Here is a 19,315-nt window from a genome sequence, read left to right on the forward strand (position 1 = left end):
TTGGCCTAGACTGACCCGCATCTGCTGTCCTCCGCTTTTGCTTTTAAGGCCTCTTGCATGTCCGATCCTCGCTACCAGATCGACGTCAGCGTCGTCACCCGCTTCCTCGCGGACCAATCGCAACCCGAACAGAACCGCTTCGCCTTTGCCTACACCATCACGGTGAAAAACAACGGGCTGGTGCCGGCCAAGTTGCTGTCACGCCACTGGGTCATCACCGACGGTGACGGCCAGGTCGAAGAAGTGCGCGGCGCGGGCGTGGTAGGCCAGCAGCCGCTGATCGACATAGGCGCCAGCCACACCTACAGCAGCGGCACAGTGATGACCTCCAAAGTCGGCACCATGCAGGGTTCGTATCAGATGAAAGCCACTGACGGTAAATTGTTCGACGCCATCATTGCGCCCTTCCGCCTCGCGGTGCCGGGAGCCCTGCACTGATGGCGACCTATGCGGTCGGCGACCTGCAAGGTTGTCTGGAGCCCCTCAAGTGCCTGCTTGATCGCGTAGCCTTCGACCCGGCAAAGGATCGACTGTGGCTGGTGGGTGATGTGGTCAACCGGGGCCCTGAGTCCCTGGAAACCCTGCGCTACTTATATAGCCTGCGTGACTCCCTGGTGTGCGTGCTGGGCAACCACGACCTGCACCTGCTGGCGGCCGGCAACACGATCGAGCGCCTGAAAAAGGGCGACACCCTGCGGGAAATCCTCGAAGCGCCGGATCGCGCCGAGCTGCTCGACTGGCTGCGCCGGCAAAAAATCATGCATTACGACGAAGGCCGCAACATGGCCCTGGTCCATGCTGGCATCCCGCCCCAGTGGACACTGAAGAAAGCCCTCAAGTGTGCCGCTGAAGTCGAAAGCGCACTGGCCGATGACAACCTGTACACCGCCTATCTCGACGGCATGTACGGCAATGATCCCGTCAAGTGGGACAACGACCTGACCGGCGTCGCCCGCCTACGAGTGATCACCAACTATTTCACCCGCATGCGCTTCTGCACCGCTGAAGGCAAACTGGACCTCAAGAGCAAAGAAGGCGCCGACACCGCGCTGCCGGGTTACAAACCGTGGTTTGCTCACAAAGAGCGCAAGACCCGTGACACCAAGATCGTTTTTGGTCATTGGGCAGCGCTTGAAGGCAAGTGCGATGAGCCCGGCGTCTTCGCCCTCGACACCGGTTGCGTGTGGGGCGGCGCCATGACCCTGATGAATATCGACACCGGCGAGCGTTATAGCTGCCAGTGCGAATCTCCCCTTCCCGTTACACTGCCGGCTACGGCCAAGCCATAGGAGCCCGCCATGAGCGAATTCAAACGTATCCCTCCCGAACACGCCCAGGCCCTGCGCGCGCAAGGTGCCGTGGTGGTCGACATCCGTGACCAGCCGACGTATGCGGCCGGCCACATCACCGGTGCCCAGCACGTGGACAACGTCAACATCGCCGACTTCATCCGCGCCGCCGACCTTGACGCCCCCGTGATCGTGGCGTGCTACCACGGCAATTCCAGTCAGAGCGCGGCGGCCTACCTGGTCAGCCAGGGTTTCTCCGATGTCTATAGCCTGGACGGTGGCTTTGAGCTTTGGCGTACGACTTATCCTGCGGAAATTTCTTCAGGCAATTCGCAATAATTTTTTTCACACCCCGCTACCCCGCGTGACGCTTGGGCTAGCGCCGTTTCTGACGAACGGCGCAGCCAAACTAATTACGTATCGCGCCTTGACCTCTCCGATTCCGAACTATCCTTAAGCGCAGGCCATCCGAATCAGGGGAGAGCCGGTACACCGGCGTGCGGGTCATCGGTAGCGTTTCAGGGTGTTTGGGGGGAAAACGGCCATTGGTGTTCGCCAATGTCTGCCAGCATCGACTGATTGATCCGGCGTCGGCTCCACGTATCGAGCGAGGTGACGACGTCATGAGTATCTTTAGCCACTTCCAACAACGCTTCGCGTCCACACAGCAGGAAGAACTCACGCTGCAAGAGTATCTCGAGCTGTGCAAACAAGACCGTAGCACCTACGCATCTGCCGCCGAACGCCTGCTCTTGGCGATTGGCGAGCCGGAGCTGGTGGAAACCGCCAACAATTCGCGGCTGTCGCGAATATTCTCCAACAAGGTGATCCGCCGCTACCCGGCCTTTGAAGACTTCCACGGAATGGAAGAATGCATTGACCAGATCGTCTCCTACTTCCGCCATGCCGCCCAAGGCCTGGAAGAGAAGAAACAGATCCTCTACCTGCTCGGCCCCGTCGGCGGCGGTAAATCGTCCCTGGCCGAAAAACTCAAACAACTGATCGAGAAGGTGCCCTTCTACGCCATCAAGGGCTCACCGGTCTTCGAGTCGCCCCTGGGCTTGTTCAACGCCACGGAAGATGGCGCGATCCTCGAAGAAGACTTCGGCATCCCACGGCGCTACCTCAACACCATCATGTCGCCCTGGGCCACCAAGCGCCTGGCCGAGTTCGGCGGTGACATCAGCCAGTTCCGCGTGGTGAAACTCTACCCGTCGATCCTCAACCAGATCGGCGTGGCCAAGACCGAGCCGGGCGACGAGAACAACCAGGACATATCGGCGCTGGTGGGTAAGGTCGATATTCGCAAACTCGAGGAATTCCCGCAGAACGACGCCGATGCCTACAGCTACTCGGGCGCACTGTGCCGGGCCAACCAGGGCCTGATGGAGTTCGTGGAGATGTTCAAGGCACCGATCAAGGTGCTGCACCCCCTGCTCACCGCGACTCAGGAAGGCAACTACAACAGTACCGAAGGCCTGGGCGCGATTCCGTTCACCGGGATCCTGTTGGCCCACTCCAACGAATCGGAATGGCACACCTTCCGCAACAACAAGAACAACGAAGCCTTCATCGACCGGATCTATATCGTCAAGGTGCCGTACTGCCTGCGGGTCAGCGATGAGATCAAGATTTACGACAAACTGCTGTTCAACAGCTCGCTGGCCAAGGCCCACTGCGCACCCGACACCCTGAAGATGCTCGCCCAGTTCACCGTGCTGTCACGCCTCAAGGAGCCGGAAAACTCGAACATCTACTCGAAGATGCGTGTGTACGACGGCGAAAACCTCAAGGACACCGACCCCAAGGCCAAGTCGATCCAGGAATACCGCGACACGGCGGGTGTGGATGAGGGCATGAACGGCCTGTCGACGCGCTTTGCGTTCAAGATCCTGTCCAAGGTCTTCAACTTCGACCCCCACGAGATCGCCGCCAACCCGGTACATCTGCTCTACGTGCTGGAACAGCAGATCGAACAGGAGCAATTCCAGGCAGAAACCCGCGAGCGCTACCTGCGCTTCCTCAAGGAATACCTGGCGCCGCGCTACATCGAGTTCATCGGCAAGGAAATCCAGACCGCGTACCTGGAGTCCTACAGCGAATACGGCCAGAACATCTTCGACCGCTACGTGCTGTACGCCGACTTCTGGATCCAGGACCAGGAATACCGGGATCCGGAAACCGGTGAGATCCTCAATCGCGTGGCCCTTAACGAAGAACTGGAGAAAATCGAAAAACCAGCCGGCATCAGCAATCCGAAAGATTTCCGCAACGAAATCGTCAACTTCGTGCTGCGCGCACGGGCCAACAACAACGGCAAGAACCCGACCTGGCTCAGCTACGAGAAGCTGCGGGTGGTCATCGAGAAGAAAATGTTCTCCAACACCGAGGACCTGCTGCCGGTCATCAGCTTCAACGCCAAGGCCAGCAAGGAGGATCAGCAAAAGCACAACGACTTCGTCACACGAATGGTCGAGCGCGGCTACACCGACAAACAGGTACGGCTGCTCTCCGAGTGGTACCTGCGGGTTCGCAAATCGCAGTAAGGCAGCGACAGGCGTGTGCTGCCGGGCTTCTGGCCTGGCAGCCGACCGCTTGTCTCTAAGCTTCCAGCTCGCTGCTTGAAGCTTGTAACGTGAAGCTGCCCGGAGGGCTCCCCATGAGCTATGTGATCGACCGACGCCTCAATGGCAAGAATAAGAGCACGGTAAACCGCCAGCGTTTCCTGCGGCGTTACCGTGACCACATCAAAAAGGCCGTTGAAGAGGCCGTCAGCCGCCGCTCTATCACCGACATGGAGCATGGCGAACAAATCAGCATTCCTGGACGGGACATCGACGAACCGGTGCTGCACCACGGCCGGGGCGGTAAACAGACCGTCGTGCACCCCGGCAACAAGGAGTTCACCACCGGCGAACATATCCAGCGCCCCCAAGGCGGTGGCGGCGGCAAGGGCCCCGGCAAGGCGGGTAATTCCGGCGAAGGCATGGATGAGTTCGTGTTCCAGATCACCCAGGAAGAATTCCTCGAGTTCATGTTCGAGGACCTGGAGTTGCCCAACCTGGTCAAGCGCAACCTGACCGGCACCGACACCTTCAAGACCGTCCGCGCCGGGATCAGTAACGAGGGCAACCCGTCACGCATCAACATCATCCGCACCCTGCGCTCGGCCCATGCCCGGCGTATCGCCCTGTCGGGCAGCAGCCGCGCCAAACTGAGGGATGCCAAGGAAGAGTTGGCGCGTTTGAAACGTGAAGAGCCGGACAACTTCGGCGATATTCAAGAAATAGAGGCGGAAATAGAGAAACTCAGCGCACGCATTCATCGTGTGCCATTTCTCGACACCTTTGACTTGAAATACAACCTGCTGGTCAAACAACCCAATCCCAGTTCCAAGGCGGTGATGTTCTGCCTGATGGACGTTTCCGGCTCCATGACCCAGGCCACCAAGGACATCGCCAAGCGCTTCTTTATCCTGCTGTACCTGTTTCTCAAGCGGAACTACGACAAGATCGATGTGGTGTTCATTCGCCACCACACCAGCGCCCGGGAAGTAGACGAAGAAGAGTTCTTCTACTCGCGGGAAACCGGCGGCACCATCGTCTCCAGCGCGTTGAAGTTGATGCAGGAGATCATGGCCGAGCGCTACCCGGCCAACGAGTGGAATATCTACGCCGCCCAAGCCTCGGACGGCGACAACTGGAACGACGACTCGCCTATCTGCCGCGACATCCTGATCAACCAGATCATGCCGTTCGTGCAGTACTACACTTACGTTGAAATCACCCCCCGTGAGCACCAGGCCCTGTGGTTCGAATATGAACGCATCGGCGAAGCCTTTGCCGACACCTTCGCCCAGCAGCAACTGGTCTCGGCCGGCGATATCTACCCGGTCTTCCGTGAACTCTTCCAGCGCAGGTTAGTGACATGACCGCCAAAAAAGAGCAAAAGCGCCAACCCATTTCCACGGGGTCTGAGTGGACCTTTGAACTGATCCAGGCCTATGACCGGGAAATCAGCCGCATTGCGGCGGGTTATGCCCTGGACACCTACCCCAACCAGATCGAAGTGATCACCGCCGAACAGATGATGGATGCCTATGCCTCCGTCGGCATGCCCCTGGGTTATCACCATTGGTCCTACGGCAAACACTTCCTCAGCACCGAAAAGTCCTACAGTCGTGGCCAGATGGGTTTGGCCTACGAGATCGTGATCAACTCCGACCCCTGCATCGCCTACCTGATGGAAGAGAACACCATCTGCATGCAAGCGCTGGTGGTGGCCCACGCATGCTACGGGCACAACAGCTTCTTCAAGGGTAATTACCTGTTCCGCACATGGACCGATGCCAGTTCGATCATCGATTACCTGGTGTTTGCCAAGCAGTACATCATGCAGTGCGAGGAACGCCACGGCATCGATGCGGTGGAAGACCTGCTCGACTCCTGCCATGCCCTGATGAACTACGGAGTCGACCGTTACAAACGCCCCTACCCGATTTCCGCCGAAGAAGAACGTCTGCGCCAGAAAGAGCGCGAAGAGCACCTGCAGAAACAGATCAACGACTTGTGGCGCACCATTCCCAAACGCGCCGGCAAGAACAGCGACAAGGACAATGCACGTTTCCCCTCCGAACCTCAGGAAAACATCCTCTATTTCCTGGAAAAGCACGCACCGTTGCTGGAACCGTGGCAGCGCGAAATCGTGCGCATTGTGCGCAAGATCGCCCAGTATTTTTATCCACAGCGTCAGACCCAGGTGATGAACGAAGGATGGGCGACGTTCTGGCACTACACCTTGATGAACGACCTGTACGACGAAGGCCTGGTCACTGACGGTTTCATGATGGAGTTTCTCACCTCCCATACCAGCGTGGTCTTCCAGCCAGGCTTCGACAGCCCTTACTACAACGGCATCAACCCTTACGCGCTGGGCTTCGCCATGTACCGCGATATCCGACGCATGTGCGAACACCCAACCGAGGAGGACCGCCGCTGGTTCCCCGAAATCGCCGGCAGCGACTGGCTGTCTACCATCAAGTTCGCCATGAGCAGCTTCAAGGACGAGAGTTTTATCCTGCAGTACCTGTCACCCCAAGTGATTCGTGACCTGAAGCTGTTCAGCATCCTCGATGACGACCTCAAGGATGACCTGCTGGTACCGGCCATCCATGATGAACCCGGCTACCGCACCATCCGCGAAACCTTGGCGGCGCAGTACAACCTGGGCAATCGCGAGCCTAATGTGCAGATCTACAGCATCGATGTGCGTGGCGACCGTTCGTTGACCCTGCGCCATCAGCAACACGACCGCAAACCTCTCGGCGAATCCACCGAGGAAGTGCTCAAGCACCTGCATCGGCTGTGGGGGTTCGACATCCACCTGGAAACCCTGCAAGGCGATCAGGTGATGAAAACCCATCACGTGCCACCGCGCAGCGATCATAACGATAACGACTACGGGCGCCTGGACCTCGCCGTCGTTCATCTCTGAAACAGCAAAGCCTCCATTGGCCAGGCACAGGCGGTATCCTGTGACGCTAATGGAGGCTTTTTCATGAAAATCTACAAAGTCGGCGGTGCCGTACGCGACCGCTTGCTGGGCATCAAGGTCACCGACATCGACCGCGTCGTCGTGGGTGCAACCACAGAAGAGATGCTGGCCAAAGGCTTCAAACCTGTGGGTGCAGACTTCCCGGTATTCCTGGACCCAAAAAATGGCGATGAATACGCGCTGGCCCGCACCGAACGCAAGAGCGGCCGGGGTTACGGCGGCTTTGTGTTTCATGCCAGCCCAGAGGTTACGCTGGAAGAAGACCTGATCCGTCGCGACCTGACCATCAACGCGATGGCGGAAGACGATGACGGCAACTTGACTGACCCCTATCACGGCCTGCGCGACCTTGAAGCGCGCATTTTGCGCCATGTTTCCCCGGCATTCGCCGAAGATCCTCTACGGGTACTGCGAGTCGCGCGCTTTGCTGCGCGTTACGCGCACCTGGGTTTTACCGTCGCGCCCGAGACCCTGGAACTGATGCGTCAACTCAGCGAGTCCGGTGAACTGGAAGCCCTGACACCGGAGCGCAGCTGGAAAGAAATCTCTCGGGCATTGATGGAAGACCAGCCGCAGGTATTTATCCAGGTACTGCGCGACTGCGCTGCGTTGAAAACGTTGATGCCTGAGGTCGATGCACTGTTCGGCGTACCGCAGCCCGAAGCCCACCACCCGGAAATCGACACCGGCGTGCACACCTTGAGCGTGTTGGAACAGGCGGCCTTGCACAAACAGCCACTGACTGTGCGCTGGGCTTGCCTGCTCCACGACCTGGGCAAGGGCACGACGCCTGTGGATAAGTTGCCGCAGCATATTGCCCATGAACATCGGGGCTTGAAGCTGATCAAGGCCGTCAATGAGCGCTTCAAAGTGCCAAGGGATTGTCAGGAACTTGCGTTGCTGGTGGGCCAATACCACACTCACGGCCATCGGGCGCTTGAGCTGAAAGCCTCGACATTGCTGGAGTTGCTGCAGAGTTTTGACGTGTACCGTCGGCCGCAGCGCTTTGAAGAGTTTGTGATCGCCTGCGAGATGGACGCCCGCGGCCGCAAGGGCCTGGAGCAACGCATTTATCCACAGGCGGATTATTTGCGTGGGGCTGCGAAGGCAGCCCGCGAAGTGGCCGTCGCGCCCTTGCTGGAGAAGGGCTACAAAGGCCCGGAACTGGGTGAGGCGCTGAAGCGCGAAAGGCTTAAGGCGTTGAAGGCCTACAAAGAACAGCCCATTCTCTAGACGCTGCCCACCCGTGGCGAGGGAGCTTGCTCCCTCGCCACAGGACGCTCGGCGCCTACAAGAGCGTGCCTGGCGTGAGTTGCTGGCCCCGCCATTCAAACCCGACGGGTGCCAACACCTGGTCAATCTGCGCATCGCGCCACAGTTCGGCCAGGGTCTTGCCCACCTCAGGGTGCACGCGATCGGGCGCCATCAACGACAGCGGCCACAGCACAAAGGCGTTCTTCAGGATCTCTGCACGGGGCAGGACCAGGCCCTCGAAATTACCCACCAGCTCGCCATACAGCAGCACGTCGATATCCAGCGGCAAGCCCTTACGGTCCGGCGCATAGCGACCATTATCGGCTTCGATGAATTTCAACCGGCGATCCAGCTCCATCAACGGCAGGTCGGTATAGGCCGACACCACCAAGTTGAAGAAAGGCCCGCTCTTGATGCCCACCGGCTGGCTTTCGAACACCGCCGAGCAGCGCATATCGGTCAAAAAAACCGCCAGCGCATCAAGGCCGGCGCGTAGATGGGACTCGCGCTCGATATTACTGCCTAGGCCAAGATAAACCTGAGTTAGCGACATCCGCGCTCGATCTCCACACCCACGCCCTTGGCAGCCGGCACGGCCCCCGGCTTGGTCAACTTGAGGTGCAACCAGGGAATCTGGAATTCACTCATGAGCACCTCGGCCAGGCGTTCAGCGAAGGTCTCCACCAATTGGTACTGGGACTGCTCGGCAAACGCCTGGATACGCGCGGATACACTGGCGTAATCCAGCGCCAGGGTCAGGTCGTCACCGGCAGCGGCCGGGCGGTTATCCCAGGCGAAGCTCAGGTCCAGGCGCAGGCATTGGCGGATTCCGCGCTCCCAGTCGTAGGCCCCGATGACGGTGTCGACTTCCAGGCCTTCGATAAACACTCTGTCCAAGCACTCTTCTCCGCTGCACGACAAGGGCGCGATGCCCCGTTAGAATCAGGGCGTCCTCGCCCGGAATAGTTAGCATGTTTTGGTTACTGGCGATTCTCGCCTACCTGCTCGGCTCGCTGTCCTTCGCCATTTTGCTCAGCCGCCTGACGGGAAATCCCGACCCGCGAATGAGTGGCTCAGGCAATGCCGGCGCCACCAATATGTTGCGCCTGGCCGGTAAGAAGCTCGCCGTACTGACCCTGCTGGGCGACATGTGCAAGGGCTTGTTGCCCGTGCTGATCGCCAGCCTCGCCGGCCTTACCCTGCAACAACAGGCCTGGATCGGTGTATGTGCCGTCCTGGGCCATTTGTTTCCACTGTACTTCCGCTTTCGCGGTGGCAAAGGCGTCGCCACGGCAGCCGGCATGTTACTGGGGATCTACCCACCAGCGGCGTTGCTGGCCGTGCTCGCCTGGCTGCTGGCGTTCTACCTGACCCGCACCAGTTCACTTGCCGCGCTGATCGCCACCCCGCTCACCCTGCCGCTATTGGCCTGGCAGGAACCGGCGGCGCTGGTACCGATGAGCGTGCTGACACTGCTGATCGTCTGGCGCCACCGAGGCAATTTACGCGACCTGTTTGCCGGGCGCGAACGGCATTTTTAAATACGTTCGCTGAGCCCGGCTCACGTTATGGTGTTACAACGGCGACAACTGCTCCATCGGCCAGCGCGCCTGCACGCTGATCGCCAGGCTTTCATGCTGCCCGGCCTGCAGGCGCTGGCAACCGGCATAGGCGATCATCGCGCCATTGTCGGTGCAGAACTCCGGTCGTGCGTAGAACACATCGCCTTTCATGTCGCCGAGCATTTTTTCCAGCGAGGTGCGCAAGGCCTTGTTGGCGCTGACGCCGCCTGCGATCACCAGGCGCTTCATGCCCGCCTGTTTCAAGGCACGCTTGCACTTGATGGTCAAAGTCTCCACCACGGCCTGCTGGAACGCCAGGGCGATGTCGCAACGGGCTTGCTCGCTGTCGTCCCCAGCGCTGACGCTTTGCTGCCAGGTGTTCAGCGCGGAGGTTTTCAGACCGCTGAAGCTGAACATCAGGCCTGGTCGATCACACATCGGACGCGGGAAGGTGTAGCGGCCGGCAACACCTTTTTCGGCGAGGCGGGCGATTTCCGGACCACCGGGATAATTGAGGCCCATCATCTTCGCGGTCTTGTCGAAAGCTTCGCCGGCGGCGTCATCCATCGACTCCCCCAAAAGGGTGTATTGGCCGATGCCATCCACCTGAACCAACTGCGTATGGCCGCCCGAAACCAACAAAGCGACGAACGGGAACTGCGGCGGTGTTTTTTCCAGCATGGGCGCCAATAAATGGCCTTCCATATGGTGCACGCCGAGCGCCGGAATGCCCCAGGCGAACGCGAGCGCCTGGGCGCAAGAGGCCCCAACCAGCAGGGCTCCGACTAATCCGGGGCCCGCGGTGTAGGCAATGGCGTCGATCTCGGTCGGCACGCAGCCGGCTTCATCCAGCACCTGACGAATCAGGGGCAGCATGCGTTTGACGTGATCACGGCTGGCCAGCTCCGGCACCACGCCGCCATAGGCGCGGTGCAGGTCGATCTGACTGAACAGCGCATCGGCCAAGAGCCCGCGTTCACTGTCGTAAAGTGCGACACCGGTTTCGTCGCAGGAGGTTTCAAGTCCCAGTACTAGCATGGGTTTGCGCCTTGTAGAGGCTGAATTCGAAGGCGCGCATAATAGTCGCCACTCCCCCTCCCGACTAGCGGTTTTCGATCAGAGGCTTTGCATTCCGGGCAATGAGGGGTTAACATCCGCAACCCTTAAAAACCGACGACCTCAGCCGCGAATTTTTTGCGACGAGAACGTTGATCCCGGTAATGAAAGAAGGTAGCTCTGGATGCCAGCCGTCAAAGTTAAAGAGAACGAACCCTTCGACGTAGCTCTGCGTCGTTTCAAGCGCTCCTGCGAAAAAGCCGGTGTACTGGCTGAAGTTCGTAGCCGCGAATTTTACGAGAAGCCTACTTCTGAGCGTAAGCGTAAAGCAGCAGCCGCTGTTAAGCGTCACGCCAAGAAAGTTCAGCGCGAACAGCGCCGCGCCGTTCGTCTGTACTAATACACAGACGTTCGTAGCAAGCTTCTGCCAAGCCCGGCCCTCAGCCGGGCTATTGGCATTTGCGGATATCGCTTGATGCTTCACTGTCGACGCCGCACATGCGACCGAGACAACCGCTTCACACGTCAGGACTGGCTCTTTTGCCAGCGGTGCACGTCTCTTCTGACGAGCCTAACAAGGCTACTGACGAGCACACTCATTCTGTAAACAGGCGATCAAATCGGTCGACTGCGCCCATCGAGCTCCGAGGCCCGCCGTTGGCCAATACCGGATGCCCGGGTAACATTTCCATGCCAAAGACTGAATAGAAATTAACGTCAGTGAATGTTCGGCAGATACACTTCCATGCAGCCCAAGCAGACGATAATGGTCGAGCCACTCAACCTGTGCGCTTGAGCTCTTCACGGGCCCTCATTTACACGCAGTGACGACGAGAACGCCATGGCCGGGCTGATTCCCCAGAGCTTTATTGACGACCTCCTGAACCGCACCGACATCGTCGATGTTGTCAGCTCGCGCGTGCAACTGAAAAAAGCCGGCAAGAACTACACCGCCTGCTGCCCGTTCCACAAAGAAAAGACCCCGTCGTTCAGCGTCAGCCCCGACAAACAGTTCTACTACTGCTTCGGTTGCGGCGCGGGCGGTAATGCCCTCGGCTTTCTCATGGACCACGACAACCTGGACTTCCCCCAGGCTATAGAGGACCTGGCCAAAGCCGCCGGCATGGAGATCCCCCGCGAAGAAAGTGGTCGCCCACACAAACCGCGACAACCCACCGATTCGCCGCTGTACCCGCTGCTGACCGCCGCTGCCGACTTTTACCGTCAGGCGCTTAAAAGCCATCCGCAGCGCAAGGCCGCCGTCGACTATCTCAAGGGCCGCGGCCTCACCGGTGAAATCGCCCGCGACTTCGGCCTCGGTTTCGCCCCTCCCGGGTGGGACAACCTGTACAAACACCTGAGCAGCGACACCCTCCAGCAAAAGGCCATGATCGACGCAGGCCTGCTGGTGGAAAACGCCGAGACGGGCAAACGCTATGACCGCTTCCGCGATCGCGTGATGTTCCCGATCCGCGACAGCCGAGGCCGCATCATCGCCTTTGGTGGCCGGGTACTGGGAGACGACAAGCCCAAGTACCTGAACTCCCCGGAAACCCCGGTGTTCCACAAAGGTCAGGAACTCTACGGCCTGTTCGAAGCACGCAAGAACAACCGCAACCTCGATGAGATCATTGTGGTTGAGGGCTATATGGACGTGATCGCGCTCGCCCAACAGGGCCTGCGCAATGCCGTGGCCACCCTCGGCACGGCCACCAGCGAAGAACACTTGAAGCGCCTGTTCCGCGTAGTGCCCAGCGTGCTGTTCTGTTTCGACGGCGACCAGGCGGGCCGCAACGCCGCCTGGCGCGCACTTGAAGCAACGCTGTCGAGCCTGCAGGACGGGCGGCGCGCACGCTTTCTGTTCCTGCCTGAAGGCGAAGACCCGGATACCCTGGTGCGCTCCGAAGGCACCGATGCGTTCCGCGCGCGCATCAATCAACACGCACAGCCGCTGGCGGACTATTTCTTCCAGCAACTGACCGAAGAAGCCGACCCGCGCTCCCTCGAAGGCAAGGCCCACATGGCCACGCTCGCCGCACCGCTGATCGACAAAGTACCGGGTGCCAACCTGCGTACGCTGATGCGCCAGCGCTTGCTGGAAATCACCGGATTGAGTGGCGAGGCCGTCAGCCAGCTGGTGCACAGTGCGCCGCAGGACGCCCCGCCCGCCTACGACCCAGGCATGGATTATGACGCCATGCCGGACTATTCCGACTTCCACCAACCGCAGGAGGCCTACACGCCCCAGCAAGCGTGGACACCGAAAAAGCCCGGCGCCGGCGGCAAGAAATGGGACAAGAAACCCTGGAGCAAGAACGGCAAGCGCGGTGACAACGATGAAGCCTATGCCCCACGCACCCCGGTTGCCGTAGAAGCGCCGACGCTGATTGCCCTGCGCACGCTCATCCATCACCCGCAATTGGCGGAAAAGGTTGAAAGCGCCGATCACTTTGCCAACGCGAGCAATACGTACGCCCAGGTCCTGATCGCCTTGATCGAGGCAGTCCAGAAAAATCCTAAGCTAAACTCAATTCAGTTGATGGCTCGCTGGCATGGCACCGAACAAGGCCGATTGTTGAAAGCACTCGCAGAAAAGGAGTGGCTAATTGACGGCGATAACCTTGAACAACAGTTTTTAGACACCATTACTAGGTTATCCGCGGGTCAGCACACGCAGACCCTCGATGAGCTCATAAAGCGAGCCAGGCAGCCGGATTTATCGGCTGAAGAGAAAATTCAGATAGCAAAACAGATGCGTGACCTCTTAAAACAGAATGTTTCCGCATCAAACCCGACCTCAGCTGGCGTGTGAGGTCATAGCTCGGGTATAATCCTCGGCTTGTTTTTTGCCCGCCAAGACCTTCAGTGGATAGGGTGTTATGTCCGGAAAAGCGCAACAGCAGTCTCGTATCAAAGAGTTGATCGTTCTCGGTCGTGAGCAGGGTTACCTGACTTACGCGGAGGTCAACGACCACCTGCCTGAGGATATTTCAGATCCAGAGCAGGTGGAAGACATCATCCGCATGATTAACGACATGGGGATCAACGTATTCGAAGCTGCGCCAGATAAGGATTCCCTTATGCTGGCGGACGCCGATACCGACGAGGCTGCCGCTGAAGAAGCTGCTGCCGCGCTGGCTGCTGTGGAGACCGATATCGGTCGTACCACCGACCCTGTGCGCATGTATATGCGTGAAATGGGTACCGTCGAGCTGCTGACACGCGAAGGCGAAATTGAAATCGCCAAGCGTATCGAAGAGGGTATCCGTGAAGTGATGGGCGCAATCGCGCACTTCCCCGGCACGGTTGACCACATTCTCTCCGAGTACACCCGCGTCACCACCGAAGGTGGCCGCCTGTCCGACGTGCTGAGTGGCTACATCGACCCGGACGACGGCATTGCGCCGCCTGCCGCCGAAGTGCCGCCGCCTGTGGACGCCAAGGCTGCGAAAGCCGACGACGACACCGAAGACGACGACGCTGAAGCCAGCGGCGACGATGAAGATGAAGTCGAAAGCGGTCCAGACCCGGTCATCGCTGCACAGCGTTTCGGTGCGGTTTCCGATCAAATGGAAATCACCCGCAAGGCCCTGAAAAAGCACGGTCGCTCCAATAAGCAGGCAATTGCCGAGCTGCTGGCGCTGGCTGAGCTGTTCATGCCAATCAAGCTGGTACCGAAGCAATTCGAAGGCCTGGTTGAGCGTGTTCGCAGTGCCCTGGAGCGTTTGCGTGCACAAGAGCGTGCGATCATGCAGCTCTGTGTCCGTGATGCGCGCATGCCGCGTACCGACTTCCTGCGCCAATTCCCTGGCAACGAAGTAGACGAAAGCTGGACCGACGCACTGGCCAAGGGCAAGGCGAAATACGCCGAAGCCATTGGTCGCCTGCAGCCGGACATCATTCGCTGCCAGCAGAAGCTCACCGCGCTCGAGACCGAAACCGGTCTGACGATTGCCGAGATCAAGGACATCAACCGTCGCATGTCGATCGGTGAGGCCAAGGCCCGCCGCGCGAAGAAAGAGATGGTCGAAGCGAACTTGCGTCTGGTGATCTCCATTGCCAAGAAGTACACCAACCGTGGCCTGCAATTCCTCGATCTGATCCAGGAAGGCAACATCGGCTTGATGAAGGCTGTGGACAAGTTCGAATACCGTCGCGGGTACAAGTTCTCGACATATGCCACCTGGTGGATTCGTCAGGCGATCACTCGCTCGATCGCCGACCAGGCCCGCACCATCCGTATTCCGGTGCACATGATCGAGACGATCAACAAGCTCAACCGTATTTCCCGGCAGATGTTGCAGGAAATGGGTCGCGAACCGACCCCGGAAGAGCTGGGCGAACGCATGGAAATGCCAGAGGATAAGATCCGCAAGGTATTGAAGATCGCTAAAGAGCCGATCTCCATGGAAACCCCGATTGGTGATGACGAAGACTCCCACCTGGGTGACTTCATCGAAGACTCGACCATGCAGTCGCCAATCGATGTCGCCACCGTTGAGAGCCTTAAAGAAGCGACTCGCGACGTACTGTCCGGCCTCACTGCCCGTGAAGCCAAGGTACTGCGCATGCGTTTCGGCATCGACATGAATACCGACCACACCCTTGAGGAAGTCGGTAAGCAGTTTGACGTGACCCGTGAGCGGATCCGTCAGATCGAAGCCAAGGCGTTGCGCAAGTTGCGCCACCCGACGCGAAGCGAGCATCTGCGCTCCTTCCTCGACGAGTGATACCAGAACCCCCGGCCCAGGCCGGGGGTTTTGCTTTCTACAGATAAAATCCCAAGCGACACCCCTCCCCCGCAATGCCCGTCTACACTCGAAACATTCCCCGTGCCATAACGAGACCGTTATGCCCAGACTGTCGACTGTGCTACTGCTGTCGCTGCTGACCTGGACCGCAACGGCTGGCGCGTTGACTCTTACCGATGATGAGCGTGGCTGGCTGGCGGACCATCAGGAGCTGAGCCTCGGGGTGGACGCGTCATGGCCACCTTTTGAATACCGTGACGAAGACGGCCGCTACCAAGGCTTGGCAGCCGATTACGTGCGCCTGATCCAGGATCGGTTGGGCGTCAGGATCAAGGTGATCGAAACGCCGAACTGGAGTGCCGTCCTGGAACTGGCCCGAGCCAATCAGCTCGACCTTGTCCCCAGCGTTATGTCGACGCCCGAACGGCAGAATTATTTGGCGTTCACACGCCCCTATATCGACTTCCCGATGGTCATCCTTGCCCACGAAGGCGGCGTACGACCGCGCAATCTCAAGGACCTGTACGGGCTGAAGATCGCCGTGGTGGAAAACTACGCACCCCACGAATTACTGCGCACTCACCACCCCGACCTTAATCTGGTGGCCATGCCCAACGTCAGCTCAACCCTGCAGGCCCTGGCTACCGGCGAAGTGGACGCCGTGGTCAGCGACCTGGCCTCCAGTGTCTGGAGCCTGCGCGAACTCAAGCTGGACGGGCTGTATGTCAGCGGCGAAACCCCCTACCGCTATCAATTGGCGATGGGAGTACCGCGCGACGACAAGATGCTGGTCGGCATCCTCGACAAAGTCCTCGCCGACCTCAGCCCGGAAGAAACCAACACCATCCAGCAACACTGGGTAGGCAAGTTCACCGATAACCGTACGTTCTGGACCGATCTGCTGCTGTATGGCCTACCCGCGGTTCTGCTCTTGATTACCGTATTAGCCATTGTGATTCGGATCAATCGCCGACTCAGTTCGGAAATTTCCCGCCGCGTGGCCCTCGAACAGGAGCTGCGCAGCAGCGAATACCACTACCGCGGCCTAGTGGAGAGCCTGTCCGCCATTGCCTGGGAAGCCAGCGTCACCGATTTCACCTACAGCTACGTGTCGCCGCACGCCGAGGAACTGCTCGGCTATCCGCGCGCGCACTGGCTGATCCCAGGGTTCTGGCGCAACATCATCCACCCCGCCGACCTGCTCCGCGCCGAAGCCTACTGCTACCGCGAAACCCGTGCTAACCGCGACCACAGCATTGATTACCGGGTGATCACCGCCGACGGCCGTTGCTTGTGGGTGCGTGACATTGTCAGCCTGATCGAGCACGGCCATGAGCCTGTGCTGCGCGGCTTGATGATCGACATCAGCGAAGCCAAACGCACCGAAGAGGCGCTGCAGCTTTCCGAACAGAAGTTTGCCTCGGTGTTCCAACAGTGCCCGGACATTCTGGTGATCGCGCGACTGTCCGATGGCTGCCTGCTGGAGGTCAACAAAGCGTTCGAGGATCAAGTAGGCCTGAAGGCCGAAGACGTGATCGGCAAAACGGCCACCGCGCTGAACATTTGGGGGATTCCAGGCATCGGCCCGGACCTGTTGAAACGGGTGCAGACCACCAGCATCCGCAACTTGGAAATGCCCTTTCTGCGCAACAACGGCCAGGCCTTTACCGGCCTTATCTCCGCCGAGCCGTTTCAACTCGACACCACTGAGGCCATCGTGGTGGTGGTGCGCGACATCACCCAGCTCAAGGAAACCCAGCAACAACTGCAAACCTCCGAAGAGAAATTCGCCAAGGCCTTCCATGCCTCTCCCGACGGCTTGCTGTTGAGCCGACAGCGCGATGGCCTGTTGCTTGAAGTAAACGACGGTTTCAGTCGCATCACCGGTTTCAACAGCGCGGCCTCCTTGGACCAATCAACCTTGGACCTGGGCATCTGGGTCGACCTCAACGAACGCAAACACATGCTGGAACTGATGGCGCGCGATGGCTTTGTGCGGGACTTCATCTGCCATATACGCCGCAACGATGGGCAGATTCGCCTGTGCGAGCTGTCCAGCCGCCCACTGCCCATCGGCGATGACGACTGCATGCTGACGATTGCGAGGGACATCACCGAACGCCAGCTGATGCAGGAAAAACTGCAACAGGCCGCCACCGTGTTCGAGAGCACGGCCGAAGGCGTATTGATCACCGACACCCGACAGAACATCAGCGCCGTCAACCGTGCCTTCAGCGAGATCACCGGCTACAGCGAGGCCGAAGCCCTCGGCCGGACCCCGCGCCTGCTCGCCTCTGGCCTGCATGACAGCGCCTTCTACGCCGCCATGTGGCACCAGTTGACCGCACAGGGTCACTGGCAGGGCGAGATTTCCAACCGACGCAAAAACGGCGAGCTGTACCCCAGCTGGCTGACGATCAGTGCGGTACGCAACCGCGAACAGTTGATCACGCACTTCGTTGCGGTATTTGCCGACATCTCCAGCCTCAAGCTGGCCCAGGCCCGCCTCGACTACCAGGCGCACCACGATCCATTGACCGGCCTGCCCAACCGTACGCTGTTCGAAAGCCGACTGCAGGCCGCCCTCAACGGGCATCAGGAAACCGGCAAGCAGGGCGCTGTCCTGTTTCTCGACCTAGACCGCTTCAAACACATCAACGACAGCCTCGGCCACCCGATAGGCGACCTGCTGCTCAAAGACATTGCCGTGCGCCTCAAGGAACAATTGCGCGACATCGATACCGTCGCTCGCCTGGGCGGGGATGAATTCATCATCCTGCTCCCCGGCCTCCAGCACGCCAGCGACGCCCAGCACCTGGCCAATAAACTGCTGGCCTGCTTCACTCCCCCCTTCCAGGCGGGTGAGCACGAGTTCTTTATCAGCGCCAGTATCGGCACCAGCCTATACCCCGAGGACGGCACCGACGTCGCCACCCTGGTCAAAAATGCCGACGCCGCGATGTACCGTTCCAAGGCCAAGGGCCGCAACCGGGTCGAAAGCTACACCCGCGACCTCACGGCCCAAGCCAACGAGCGCGTGGCCCTGGAACATGAACTGCGCCGCGCCATAGAGCGCGACGAATTGAGCCTGTACTACCAGCCAAAACTGAGCCTGGCCACCCAGCAATTGATCGGCGCCGAAGCCCTGATCCGCTGGCACCATCCCACCTTCGGCGATGTCCCCCCCGAGCACTTCATCGCCTTGGCCGAAGAAAACGGCACAATCCTGCAGATTGGCGATTGGGTACTGGAACAGGCCTGCCGACAACTGCACGCCTGGCAAGGCACATTCGATGATTTCGGCCCACTGTCGGTCAACCTCGCCGGCGCGCAACTGCGTCACCCCGGCTTGCTGGGCCGCATCGAACAGCTGCTGCGCGACTATGGCCTTGACCCAGGCCGCCTGCAGCTGGAGATCACCGAAAACTTCATCATGAGCCAGGCCGAAGAAGCGCTGGAGGTCCTGCACCAACTCAAACACTTGGGCGTACAACTGGCGATTGATGATTTCGGCACCGGCTACTCATCCCTCAGCTACCTCAAGCGCCTGCCGCTGGACTTCCTCAAGATCGACCAATCCTTCGTCCGCGGCTTACCCGACGATCCCCACGACGCCGCCATCGTGCGCGCCATCATCGCCCTGGGCCACAGCATGCAATTCACCATCATCGCCGAAGGCGTGGAGAACCCCGCACAGCAAGCCTTCCTGGCCGCCGAAGGCTGCGAACAGATGCAGGGCTACATCGTAAGCCTGCCGTTACCACCGGCGCTTTTTGCCACGACGTTTCTTCGTATGAGCATTGGGGATTTTTCGGATGGCACAGCGGGTAAACCATCGTTATAATCCGCG

Annotated in this window: 15 protein-coding genes; 12 read left to right on the forward strand and 3 right to left on the reverse strand. The window is 59.5% G+C overall.

The features are described 5' to 3' along the window. The first annotated feature begins 57 nt into the window (after nucleotides 1-57). The 7 genes from apaG to AO064_RS18350 all read left to right on the forward strand — a co-directional run bounded on the left by apaG (nucleotide 58) and on the right by AO064_RS18350 (nucleotide 8,075). Complete coding sequence (gene apaG, locus AO064_RS18320) at nucleotides 58-438, forward strand: Co2+/Mg2+ efflux protein ApaG (RefSeq protein ID WP_015886176.1); 381 nt, start codon at nucleotides 58-60, stop codon at nucleotides 436-438. Continuing rightward, the gene (locus tag AO064_RS18325) at nucleotides 438-1,289 is read left to right on the forward strand and encodes a symmetrical bis(5'-nucleosyl)-tetraphosphatase (protein ID WP_064054224.1); all 852 of its coding nucleotides are present in this window, start codon (nucleotides 438-440) and stop codon (nucleotides 1,287-1,289) included. Before apaG ends, AO064_RS18325 begins: the two co-directional genes overlap by 1 nt. A 9-nt stretch (nucleotides 1,290-1,298) precedes the next feature. Beyond that, nucleotides 1,299-1,628, forward strand: a complete 330-nt coding sequence (gene glpE, locus AO064_RS18330; RefSeq protein WP_064054225.1) for a thiosulfate sulfurtransferase GlpE — start codon at nucleotides 1,299-1,301, stop codon at nucleotides 1,626-1,628. Nucleotides 1,629-1,912: 284 nt separating this feature from the next. Further along, nucleotides 1,913-3,835: a PrkA family serine protein kinase gene (locus tag AO064_RS18335; RefSeq protein ID WP_003194732.1), complete on the forward strand. Its 1,923-nt coding sequence runs from the start codon at nucleotides 1,913-1,915 to the stop codon at nucleotides 3,833-3,835. A gap of 113 nt (nucleotides 3,836-3,948) precedes the next feature. Next, nucleotides 3,949-5,220, forward strand: a complete 1,272-nt coding sequence (locus AO064_RS18340; RefSeq protein WP_015886179.1) for a YeaH/YhbH family protein — start codon at nucleotides 3,949-3,951, stop codon at nucleotides 5,218-5,220. Further along, nucleotides 5,217-6,782 carry a SpoVR family protein gene (locus AO064_RS18345; RefSeq protein ID WP_015886180.1) on the forward strand — a complete coding sequence of 522 codons (1,566 nt, stop codon included), beginning with the start codon at nucleotides 5,217-5,219 and terminating at the stop codon, nucleotides 6,780-6,782. Before AO064_RS18340 ends, AO064_RS18345 begins: the two co-directional genes overlap by 4 nt. Before the next feature lie 63 nt (nucleotides 6,783-6,845). Further along, complete coding sequence (locus tag AO064_RS18350; RefSeq protein ID WP_046035014.1) at nucleotides 6,846-8,075, forward strand: multifunctional CCA addition/repair protein; 1,230 nt, start codon at nucleotides 6,846-6,848, stop codon at nucleotides 8,073-8,075. Between the two features lie 55 nt (nucleotides 8,076-8,130). On the opposite strand, the gene folK is transcribed toward AO064_RS18350, so the two are convergent. Next, nucleotides 8,131-8,649: a 2-amino-4-hydroxy-6-hydroxymethyldihydropteridine diphosphokinase gene (gene folK, locus AO064_RS18355; RefSeq protein WP_064054226.1), complete on the reverse strand. Its 519-nt coding sequence runs from the start codon at nucleotides 8,647-8,649 to the stop codon at nucleotides 8,131-8,133. Beyond that, the gene (folB, locus tag AO064_RS18360; RefSeq protein ID WP_015886183.1) at nucleotides 8,640-8,993 is read right to left on the reverse strand and encodes a dihydroneopterin aldolase; all 354 of its coding nucleotides are present in this window, start codon (nucleotides 8,991-8,993) and stop codon (nucleotides 8,640-8,642) included. Before folB ends, folK begins: the two co-directional genes overlap by 10 nt. A 74-nt stretch (nucleotides 8,994-9,067) precedes the next feature. Between folB and plsY the strand changes: the two genes are divergently transcribed. Next, nucleotides 9,068-9,637: a glycerol-3-phosphate 1-O-acyltransferase PlsY gene (gene plsY, locus AO064_RS18365; RefSeq protein WP_015886184.1), complete on the forward strand. Its 570-nt coding sequence runs from the start codon at nucleotides 9,068-9,070 to the stop codon at nucleotides 9,635-9,637. Nucleotides 9,638-9,670: 33 nt separating this feature from the next. Here plsY and tsaD read toward each other — a convergent pair whose 3' ends face one another. Continuing rightward, the gene (gene tsaD, locus AO064_RS18370) at nucleotides 9,671-10,696 is read right to left on the reverse strand and encodes a tRNA (adenosine(37)-N6)-threonylcarbamoyltransferase complex transferase subunit TsaD (protein WP_064054227.1); all 1,026 of its coding nucleotides are present in this window, start codon (nucleotides 10,694-10,696) and stop codon (nucleotides 9,671-9,673) included. 202 nt (nucleotides 10,697-10,898) lie between these two features. Here tsaD and rpsU point away from each other — a divergent pair, with 202 nt between their 5' ends. The 4 genes from rpsU (at nucleotide 10,899) to AO064_RS18390 (ending at nucleotide 19,309) form a co-directional block, all read left to right on the forward strand. After that, the gene (rpsU, locus tag AO064_RS30370; protein WP_002551877.1) at nucleotides 10,899-11,114 is read left to right on the forward strand and encodes a 30S ribosomal protein S21; all 216 of its coding nucleotides are present in this window, start codon (nucleotides 10,899-10,901) and stop codon (nucleotides 11,112-11,114) included. 441 nt (nucleotides 11,115-11,555) lie between these two features. Continuing rightward, nucleotides 11,556-13,526: a DNA primase gene (dnaG, locus tag AO064_RS18380; protein WP_064054228.1), complete on the forward strand. Its 1,971-nt coding sequence runs from the start codon at nucleotides 11,556-11,558 to the stop codon at nucleotides 13,524-13,526. Between the two features lie 67 nt (nucleotides 13,527-13,593). Next, nucleotides 13,594-15,444, forward strand: a complete 1,851-nt coding sequence (gene rpoD / locus AO064_RS18385) for an RNA polymerase sigma factor RpoD (RefSeq protein ID WP_015886188.1) — start codon at nucleotides 13,594-13,596, stop codon at nucleotides 15,442-15,444. 121 nt (nucleotides 15,445-15,565) lie between these two features. Beyond that, complete coding sequence (locus AO064_RS18390; protein ID WP_064054229.1) at nucleotides 15,566-19,309, forward strand: EAL domain-containing protein; 3,744 nt, start codon at nucleotides 15,566-15,568, stop codon at nucleotides 19,307-19,309. Nucleotides 19,310-19,315: the final 6 nt, after the last annotated feature.

Source organism: Pseudomonas marginalis (assembly GCF_001645105.1).
In the GTDB taxonomy this organism is placed as follows: Bacteria; Pseudomonadota; Gammaproteobacteria; order Pseudomonadales; family Pseudomonadaceae; genus Aquipseudomonas; species Aquipseudomonas petroselini.

Excerpts from the sequence above, each read along its gene's own strand:
- AO064_RS18335 (WP_003194732.1), top strand. The coding sequence starts at position 1,913 with ATGAGTATCTTTAGCCACTTCCAACAACGCTTCGCGTCCACACAGCAG.
- rpsU (WP_002551877.1), top strand. The coding sequence starts at position 10,899 with ATGCCAGCCGTCAAAGTTAAAGAGAACGAACCCTTCGACGTAGCTCTG.
- AO064_RS18340 (WP_015886179.1), top strand. The coding sequence starts at position 3,949 with ATGAGCTATGTGATCGACCGACGCCTCAATGGCAAGAATAAGAGCACG.
- rpoD (WP_015886188.1), top strand. The coding sequence starts at position 13,594 with ATGTCCGGAAAAGCGCAACAGCAGTCTCGTATCAAAGAGTTGATCGTT.
- AO064_RS18390 (WP_064054229.1), top strand. The coding sequence starts at position 15,566 with ATGCCCAGACTGTCGACTGTGCTACTGCTGTCGCTGCTGACCTGGACC.
- AO064_RS18325 (WP_064054224.1), top strand. The coding sequence starts at position 438 with ATGGCGACCTATGCGGTCGGCGACCTGCAAGGTTGTCTGGAGCCCCTC.
- plsY (WP_015886184.1), top strand. The coding sequence starts at position 9,068 with ATGTTTTGGTTACTGGCGATTCTCGCCTACCTGCTCGGCTCGCTGTCC.
- tsaD (WP_064054227.1), bottom strand. The coding sequence starts at position 10,696 with ATGCTAGTACTGGGACTTGAAACCTCCTGCGACGAAACCGGTGTCGCA.
- glpE (WP_064054225.1), top strand. The coding sequence starts at position 1,299 with ATGAGCGAATTCAAACGTATCCCTCCCGAACACGCCCAGGCCCTGCGC.
- AO064_RS18350 (WP_046035014.1), top strand. The coding sequence starts at position 6,846 with ATGAAAATCTACAAAGTCGGCGGTGCCGTACGCGACCGCTTGCTGGGC.
- AO064_RS18345 (WP_015886180.1), top strand. The coding sequence starts at position 5,217 with ATGACCGCCAAAAAAGAGCAAAAGCGCCAACCCATTTCCACGGGGTCT.
- folK (WP_064054226.1), bottom strand. The coding sequence starts at position 8,649 with ATGTCGCTAACTCAGGTTTATCTTGGCCTAGGCAGTAATATCGAGCGC.
- dnaG (WP_064054228.1), top strand. The coding sequence starts at position 11,556 with ATGGCCGGGCTGATTCCCCAGAGCTTTATTGACGACCTCCTGAACCGC.
- apaG (WP_015886176.1), top strand. The coding sequence starts at position 58 with ATGTCCGATCCTCGCTACCAGATCGACGTCAGCGTCGTCACCCGCTTC.